Raw genomic sequence first — 8628 nt, forward strand, 5'->3', positions numbered from 1 at the left:
GTAGCCTTAAGGGGGAAAGGGTGTAGCTATTTCAACAACGCTTCTACGTGCTCCATATAGAGCTTTCGGATAGCGGGCAGCTCGCCCAGTCCTTGCATACGCACATTCACCTGGTAGCTTGCCTTTTCCATTTCCGGTTTCCATACTCCGACGATGTCTTCTTTCGTATGATTACCGCATACCAGCAACAACGGTATCAGTGTTATTTGTTTCGGGCGTGTCTCCTTCAACTGTGCCAGTGTAGCGTCCAGTGTAGGATAACCCTCGATGGTGCTGACGTGGAAGTTTTTCAGTCCGTGGGCTTTCATCATATAGTCCAGCATGGCGTAAGTGGCGGTACTTGGCAATTGATTGCCGTGTCCCACATAGATGACGTCTTCTTTCTTTCCAGGCTGTTCCTGTGCCAGAATTTCGATAACCTTTTCGCAATCTTCCACTGTATAAAGCAATGGATTACCTACCTTTATTTCTTTAAAGAAGGGTTTCACGCTCTCCGCATCGCGGCGGACGGAAGTCATTTCACTTCCTTCAATCAGTGTTGTACTCTGTATCAGTACACGCGAATATCCTTCGCTTCTGAGCTTCAGCAGTGCGTCTACCGGACTGTCTTTATGAACGCCCTGCTTCTCCAGCCTGCGCCGAACAATGGGAGAGATATACGCTTCGCGCACTTCAAACTGCGGGAAAGTTTCTTTTGCCTCACGGGTGATTACGTCGAGTGTCAGTGCACGTGTATCAGGGTCCGAACTTCCGTAATGGGTAATGAGAAGGGCGGTCTTCTCCCCCTGTGCAGAGGAGAAGAGAGCCACACTCAGTAAACAAAGAGTGATGAAAAGATGCTTCATATCAATAATAAGTTGTTATGCGTTAATTCTTTAGATTTAAAGTCAGACTCACCACCAACATACGTCCCGGCGAGTACAGGGTGAAGTTCTTCGTCAGAGGTCTCATATCCCTCTTGTTGAAGATATTGTCGATACCGATACCGGGTTCTAGGAAGAAACTGCTGAAACAGTCGAAGGAGTGGCGGGTGTTCAGGTTCCAGATACCGTAACCCGGAGCATCTCCGTCGGCATCTCCCGGATAGTAGCATTTGCTTTGCAGACGGCCGTTCAGGTTGAGGTTCATGGTGTAGTCACCCCATGAATGTGCATAGTTTCCGCTGATGGTTGCCGTGTGGCGGATGCTGCGTTGAATGTTTTGCCAGCCTTCTTCACCTTTACCACGGGCATAAGCGTAGGTATAGTTACCGTTCAGTGTAAATCCGGCGAACGGATTGCCTGACAAACTTACCTCAAAACCACGGACGGTAGCCTTTTCAAAGTTGATGTATTCTTTCAGGTTCACATTCTTGGTAGATGATAAGTCTGCCAGTTCGGGGAATTCTTCTTTCAGTTGCTGCTGGGCCTCAGCGGACAAATCATTGAATGCGGTTACTTTGGAAGACACCATATCTGTCAGATAATTCAGATATCCCGTAACGGAGGCACTGAAACGGTTGGTGCGGTATTCCATATTGATGGAGTAGTAGTTGCTGTGTTCAGGCTTCAGGTCAGCGTCACCGATGGAGATGGTGTATTTGCTACCCATTTTCTTGAACATGCTGTAATACAATTCGTCTACGCCGGGAGCACGGAAACCAGCTGCATACGTGGCACGCACGTTGAAGTTTCCAATATTGTACATGGCTGCCACTTTCGGGGTGAAACGTCCACCTGCCTGTTCATGATAGTCATAGCGTGCACCGACGATGCCCGTGAAATGATCCCATAGTTTTACTTCATGCTGTCCGTAGCCCGACAAAGTATATACTCCCTTGTCTACATCGGCATCGGGACGAACAAGAATGTCCTTGCGGTAGTCCACTCCGAAGACAGTGGTACTGTTGGTGGTGAAACCGAAGATACCTTTTAGTTCGGCATCATGAAACTTCTGTCTTTTGGTGAATGCGTAGTCACCCGGTTGGTAATCACCGGCTGCCAGCATGTATTTGTAGCGCGAAGTATAATTGTTGCCTACATAATCCAACTGGATGGAGGAACGTTTGTTCAGTCTGTACTTGGCTCCTGTACCCCAGTTGTAGCCTTCGTAATGCGTATTATAATCATTTCCGCCTGTCATGCCGTCGCGTTTGGCAGGGCGGTTGATCATGCGCCAGTAATATCCGCCGTTGGCATAGAACGAGAGTTTTTCCGTAGCATCGTAGGTGAATTGCTGAGAAAAGTTATTCATGCTGTAGCCGATGGAAAGCTGATCAAGGGTTTCAACCAGGTCGTCATTCTTGTCTACGGTCAGGCCACTGTTCTGCCAGCCATCCGAGTGATCGTATTTATAAGCAGTGTAAGAGGCGAGCTTTCCTTTGGCAATGTCCAGGTTGAGGCCTTGTGAAAACTGATTCTTTCTTGTATAACGGCTGTTGGTGGTGAAGGAGATTTCATCTTTCGGCTGGTTGGTGATGATGTTGATAACACCGGCAATCGCATCCGAGCCATAGAGCGAAGAAGCTGCGCCGTTTAAAACTTCGATACGCTTCACACGGCTCATGTCTATCTGGCTGATGTCAATATTACCGCTGATATCCCCCGTCACTTTACGTCCGTTAATCAGTATCAGTACGTATTTATTGGAAAGTCCGTTCATCATCAGATACGAACCCATGGCATTCGGGGAGAAGGAGAGAGAGGGAACCATCATGGTCATGGCCTGTTGGAAATCCGTGATTCCGGCACGTTTTATTTCGTTAGCGGTGATGACGGATACCGGCGCCGGAGTATTTTTCAGCCGCTGGTGCGTACCCGTACCGGTTACTACTACAGGATTCAAATCCACAGTTTTATCTACGGAAGTTTCACCTTTATCAGCCTGTGCCCACGCACCGGCAGCGATACTTCCCATTAAGAGAGTCGTTAAGAATCTTTGCTTTATCATAAAATTATCGTTTGTTTGGAAATGCAAAGATATGGGGAAGATGAGGGCAAGAAAATACCCACTGATGGGTATTTCTATTGTTAAAAATCCTTGTTTATAGGTATGGACTCTTTAACTTTTATTCAAAGGGTGACGGATATCTATCATTATTCTGGAACATAGATAATTTCTCCACTTTCCAGTTGGTAGGCTACACCGACTTTTTTCCCTCGCTTGCCGGAAGTTTCCTGTTCCTCGCTGGGAGTGTATCGCTTGATTTCCTGTCCTTCTTTCGTAATGATTTCCATATTCTCTTTTCCGGGATTCTTCACCATAGTGAAGTCTTCTTTGGAAAACATTTCCGTCATGTTGAAGCGGGTGACGAGGGCAACCATCAGTGCGACGGCAAAGACCATGGCTACATCAAAAAGGTTCGCTACCGTACCCATTGGGTCGGAGTCCGTTTGGTTGTGGAGCAGTCTGTTTCGTTTCATATTCTTTTATGAGGCTGAGGGGTATTCATTGGTTTTGTTTCGCAGAGTCTTGTCCAAATATTCCAGATCATTTATTTCACGGGCATACCAGCGTTGTTTCACTTGCAGGGTGATGACGCCGACTGCGGCAATCACCATACCGACCACGGTGGTGGCAAAGGCTACCTGCATATTGTAAGCCATTGAGGAAATATTTCCTGTAGCCAGTCCGACAAGGGCGGGACCCATCGGGATCAGTGTTCCCATCAGCCCCAGCATCGGGCCGAGTTTGATGAAAGTGCGCGAGTGTCCCAGCTCTTTTTCGGCGTCTACTTCGAAGTTGGCAAGCAGGCGTTCGCAGTAGGCAGCGTTGTCGCGGTGCTCGGCAAGCTTTTTCAGGCAACGGAGCAAAGGCTGTTTCCCGGCTTGGGGCAAGCTCTGCAACTGTTCGTTAATGTTTTCAGGAGTGATGATTTCCAACATCTCGGAGAGTTGCTTTTGCAGTTTCATCCGCTGGTAGAATTCTCCGAAGAAACCTCCGGTAAGGATAATGGCGCGGAGAAAGAACAGGAGTAATAATACGATGACCGGAACAAGTAGTCCGTTGGATATCCAGAAGAGTGAGTTTGAAATGGTTTCCATAATGATATTTATGATTTTGGTAGTTACTGTTTATTTAGTAGCCGGTAGCTATGATGCTCAGTACGACTATGAATAAGTTTACAATAAAAAGGATTTCGAGGCGCAGGGCTTTATCTTCCAATAGGATCTGCAACAATCGGGCACCGCCACTGATGAGTAAGAATGTGGCAGTGGCTACTATCCACGAGAGCATATTGAAATCAATGCCCGGAAAAGAGAATAATAATTCAGCTTGTACATAGCATAGTACGCCACCTATTAATAAACCGGGGTAAAGGTGGAGCAGGAAGGTGACGCTTCGTTTGAATGCAGTGTCTCTTGTACGCATTCCGGAGAAGCAGTCGAAGCAAAAGGTTATCAGGATGGCGGCTTCCAGTGTGATGCAAACAGATACATCCAGCATTTTCTCCCGGGAAGCAAAAAAGGCTGCCATTGCTGTCTTAGATTGCTCGGTTACCAAAGGGGTAATGAGTAAAACAAATAGGGCACAACATAGCGCTGTCAGCCACGTTCCCCAACGGGGATAGAAGCCGACCTTCAGCAGGAAGCTGAGGGTGATGAAGATTGCTAATATGGGAATGACGTAATTCATAGTTATATTTTTGTTATGGGTACGCGTTCGTCCGCTTCATCCGCGTTGTCCGCGTACCCATTCTCCTAAATTATCTTTTTCTCCTTTTGGTTAATGCAACCAGTCCAATGAACACCACCAGTACCACACCTCCAATCACTAATCCGTTCGTTGTACGTTTCTGCGCTACCTGTTCCGGTGTCAGCTTCTTTTCTTTCAATACTACATTTTTTCCATTGGCCGAAGCGGTTTCATATACCGCTTTTATATCCTGATTGAATTCCTGTCTCTCTTTCGCATCCAGATTATCCGCAACGAACGACTGTAATTTGGCATTGTCACATACAAACTCCGTGCAGGCGGCACCCTTCTCACGGGTTATCTGTGCATGTAGTGCAGCTGTTTCTTTCAACTGTTCAGGGCTTGCTTTCCAATAGCCTTTCCGTGCACTTTCCAGCATCACCGCAGTCATAGCCTGATAGGATGCCGGATTCACCCGGAGAAAATAATCTTGTATTCCAAGTTTATTTTCATCCTGAATGTACATCCGATACAGATCATTAAAAATTTCCTTATCCATTGCCGACGGACGCATTACATGCCAGCCAAAGATATTGCGGAAAATCTCTCCGAACATTTGTGCCGAACCTGCACCGCCTTTCATCCGTTCCTGTATGAATGTCGGATTCAGTATCGTAGCCCGCGTCTCCACAGCAATCGCCTCTTTGGTCTCCTGCATACGGCGGTTGGTACGGTTACGATAATCGGCCATATAAGCATCCGGTTCTTTACCCGTCAGTGTTTTTACAGTAAGAGATAATCCGCCGGTGAATTCATATACGTGGTCCAATGAAATAGGTCCCCACGTATTACTCTGCCGCGGCTGAATCACTACGTCCGTTTCGGAGAGGGCGGAGGCAAACAAATCTTTCTGAACCTCGCCCCAGTTATCCTCATCACCATAAGCGGCACCCATATTATTGAGATACCCTTGGGCGATTTCCTTTTCATCCTCCCATGATCCACTATGCTCGGTATATCCCATGATTCCTGTACTGTATCCACTATTAACAGGACCGAATACACGCATCACAGACATTTCCCGTGCACGTTTTGGGGAAGTCCCTTTTTCCACCAGTAACTTTTCCTGTAGCACTGTTCCCGATGCCACATAGTTGGGATATGCTTCGTCCTTTGCTTCCGATGCCAGACGAACCGCATCCGTCAGTAACTTCAGACGTGATCCGGCTATGTCGCGAAGCTGTCCTGAGACTTGTACCACTACATTGATGCGTGGGCGTCCCAGTTCTTCACTGGGCACAAGTCTCAAATCTACTACACGTCCTTGCCCGTCGCGTACAGGCTCCACACCCAACATCCAGAAGACTTGTGCCAGCGTAGCTCCTTCGGTTGTGATAAATTCACCCGCCCAGAAAGTATAACTCACTTTCCGCGGATATTCCCCATGTTTGCCGGTGTATTGCTTCAGGGTTGCTTCCGCCAGCCGTTTTCCGTCTTCCCATGCACGTGGATTAGGGGTTGTTTCAGCATTTACGCTATACATATTCCTTCCTGTGGGCAATACATTGGGATTCAATACCGGATCTCCACCCGGAGCAGGCAAAACTGTTCCTCCATTCAGGCCGCGCACCATTGCGTTGAATTCATTGGCGGTAGAAGCTATTAGTTGTTCGCGATAGCGCAATGCGGGGCGAAGGTCCGGGGCAATGGTAGCCGTATCACGTGGCGGATTCTGTAACATAGCCGTCAGTCGTTTCTTTGCCGTTGGCAGATAATGGTGGGCTATATATGTAAAGTCTTGCAATTGTTCCGTAGTAATCTTGCCTTTATCCCGGTCGGCTTTGGCCGTTTCGTAAGCCAGGGCATCTGCACTGACGGCAAGGGTGGTTTGCAGTAAGTCACGTTCCGAATAAAGTTCACCCATCGTGTAGTATGCACCCAGCATCTTCTCATTGGCTATTTCTTCGGTAAAGGCATCCAGACGTTCCAGTTCTTCGGCAGTATAGGGGTTGTCCGGTACGGAATCCAGTTCCAGGTCCCGGTGAAGTCCTAGGCGAACAGTCTCTTTCTTGACGCGCATTCCCAGCATACGATGTCCTTCCGTTCCTTCATCCAGAAGTTTATGAATATCTTCCAGTAATTGGTTATATCGCTGTCTCATGCCACTTTCCGCATAAGGCGGAGTCAGATGAGTGACGAGTACAGCATGTGTACGCCGTTTGGCAATAATACCTTCTCCTACATTTCCCGTAGTATAGAAATAAAAATGTGGCAGATTGCCTATCAGTGCTTCCGACCAGTCTGCCTGTGATAAACCCACATTCTTTCCCGGAGTATATTCCAGGTTTCCATGTGTACCGAAGTGTATCAGTGCATCCGCCTTAAAACCTTTCTGCATATACAGATAAGGTGCCAGATAACTGTGAGGCGGTGCTACGGGCATACCATGTACCAGTTTGAAATCGTCGTCTCCCAATGCCGGACGGGGTTGTGGAAACAATAACACATTGCCGAATCGCAGGCAGGCAATGGCGATACTGTCTTCCGTGGCTAATAAATTGCCGGGAGCGTCTCCATAACGGTCAGTCACTTCCTTGTACTTTTCCGGCAGGATCACTTCTTTTGCCCAGGTTTCATATTGTCCGGTAGACAGCCATACAGGGTGTGCTGTTTTCAGGAATTGTTCCTGTGCCCCTTTGGCATACGAACCCATGACAGAACCGTCACGATATATCCTGTTTCCGAATTCTTCTACGGTGGCAGGCAGGTTGCTTACGTCATATCCTTCATTGCGCAAGCGTTTCAGGAAGTTATAAAGAGAAGGAATCACCTCCATGCCGCTTGCCAGCAAGGCATCTTTGCCGGGTGTCTTGAAGTAGCAGATGGCGACACGTTTGTCCTTGTTGGATTTATCGCGAAGGGACATATATTTGCTGATATGCTCAACTAAGGCATCCATCCGTTCCGGTTCCGGTGTGTGCAGAATATATCCTTCTTCATTCTCATTTTGTGTGGAAATACATAAGGGTGCCATGCCTCCGTCTATTTCGGGTACTACTACACGTGCCGTCAGTGTACCTCCACTTACGGGTACGTTGGGATTCAACCATTCTTCACGTGGTTGTACCAGTGGGAAAGGCATGAAGAGGGGAATATTTTCCTGATGTAACCAGTTAATGAGCGAGTCATTTCCCAGACGTCCCATAGGCAGATAAATCAATCCGTCGGGATGAAGGGTACGTATCAGACCTTCGCGTCCCTTGCCGCTGCCGGTGATGGGATAAATGTTGAAACCTGCCTGTGTCAGACGGGAGATCAGGGTATCTACATGGGCGCGGGTACCTTCTACCGGAAAACTGATACCTGAGATAAAAGCAAGATTGCGCCCACCTTCGTGATAGAGCTGTTTTTGTTTCAGATATTCAGTCAACTCTTGCGGAGTTTTGAAGTACTGACCGTACTCCTGATGATAAAACAGGTTGTTGGGTAATTCTATGGGATTTTCAAAAGAACGGTCACCCAGTCGATGGGGAGTGGAGATGTGTCGCAGATAACGCAAAGCATTCCTGTAGTTCTGTCTGCAAGCATTTTGGAAATACATTTGCAAGGTCTCCTGTTGTTCGGGGGTGATATTGTGGTTGACGATGAAGTTGAAGTGTCTTAGTGCATTGGTAAAAACAGGAACACCTTTGGCAGCTATCCGCTCCAGCTCCGCCACTTGTGTTTCATCCAGAAACAATCCGCGTCCATACATCATGATGGCATCATAGCCGGAAAGGTCTTTCACTTCTTCCATCTTGATGCACTTTACGTGGATATGGCGGCAATCATTATTCAGTGCGATGTCTGCCGCTTGTGCGGGCAGGGGATTGATGATGAGGATGCGGGTAGGTGCCCACCAATAATTGTAAGCTGCAAAGCAAGCGATGACCACGGCGATTATGCAGCCAAGGATTATTCCTGTTCTTTTCTTGTTCATAGTAAGCTGACATTTTGTTCCGGCTGATGAAACAT

Annotated in this window: 6 protein-coding genes; all 6 read right to left on the minus strand. The window is 47.6% G+C overall.

Features of this window, described 5'->3' with window-relative positions:
* Positions 1 to 26: 26 nt before the first annotated feature.
* The 6 genes from BN161_RS15230 to BN161_RS15255 all read right to left on the minus strand — a co-directional run bounded on the left by BN161_RS15230 (position 27) and on the right by BN161_RS15255 (position 8593).
* Entirely contained in the window at positions 27 to 845 is an 819-nt protein-coding gene (locus tag BN161_RS15230; protein WP_044267725.1) for a sirohydrochlorin cobaltochelatase, read from the minus strand.
* Positions 846 to 867: 22 nt separating this feature from the next.
* On the minus strand, positions 868 to 2928 hold the full coding sequence (locus tag BN161_RS15235) for a TonB-dependent receptor plug domain-containing protein (RefSeq protein ID WP_044267727.1): 2061 nt from the start codon (positions 2926 to 2928) through the stop codon (positions 868 to 870).
* A gap of 146 nt (positions 2929 to 3074) precedes the next feature.
* Entirely contained in the window at positions 3075 to 3401 is a 327-nt protein-coding gene (locus BN161_RS15240) for a DUF2149 domain-containing protein (protein ID WP_022209155.1), read from the minus strand.
* A 6-nt stretch (positions 3402 to 3407) separates the two neighbouring features.
* On the minus strand, positions 3408 to 4022 hold the full coding sequence (locus BN161_RS15245; RefSeq protein WP_044267730.1) for a MotA/TolQ/ExbB proton channel family protein: 615 nt from the start codon (positions 4020 to 4022) through the stop codon (positions 3408 to 3410).
* Between the two features lie 34 nt (positions 4023 to 4056).
* Positions 4057 to 4614 carry a hypothetical protein gene (locus BN161_RS15250; RefSeq protein ID WP_044267732.1) on the minus strand — a complete coding sequence of 186 codons (558 nt, stop codon included), beginning with the start codon at positions 4612 to 4614 and terminating at the stop codon, positions 4057 to 4059.
* 70 nt (positions 4615 to 4684) lie between these two features.
* Positions 4685 to 8593, minus strand: coding sequence for a cobaltochelatase subunit CobN (locus BN161_RS15255; RefSeq protein ID WP_044267734.1), 3909 nt, complete (start codon positions 8591 to 8593; stop codon positions 4685 to 4687).
* Positions 8594 to 8628: the final 35 nt, after the last annotated feature.

This window comes from Bacteroides timonensis (assembly GCF_000513195.1).
Taxonomy (GTDB): Bacteria; Bacteroidota; Bacteroidia; order Bacteroidales; family Bacteroidaceae; genus Bacteroides; species Bacteroides timonensis.

Excerpts from the sequence above, each read along its gene's own strand:
- BN161_RS15230 (WP_044267725.1), bottom strand. The coding sequence starts at position 845 with ATGAAGCATCTTTTCATCACTCTTTGTTTACTGAGTGTGGCTCTCTTC.
- BN161_RS15245 (WP_044267730.1), bottom strand. The coding sequence starts at position 4,022 with ATGGAAACCATTTCAAACTCACTCTTCTGGATATCCAACGGACTACTT.
- BN161_RS15255 (WP_044267734.1), bottom strand. The coding sequence starts at position 8,593 with ATGAACAAGAAAAGAACAGGAATAATCCTTGGCTGCATAATCGCCGTG.
- BN161_RS15250 (WP_044267732.1), bottom strand. The coding sequence starts at position 4,614 with ATGAATTACGTCATTCCCATATTAGCAATCTTCATCACCCTCAGCTTC.
- BN161_RS15235 (WP_044267727.1), bottom strand. The coding sequence starts at position 2,928 with ATGATAAAGCAAAGATTCTTAACGACTCTCTTAATGGGAAGTATCGCT.
- BN161_RS15240 (WP_022209155.1), bottom strand. The coding sequence starts at position 3,401 with ATGAAACGAAACAGACTGCTCCACAACCAAACGGACTCCGACCCAATG.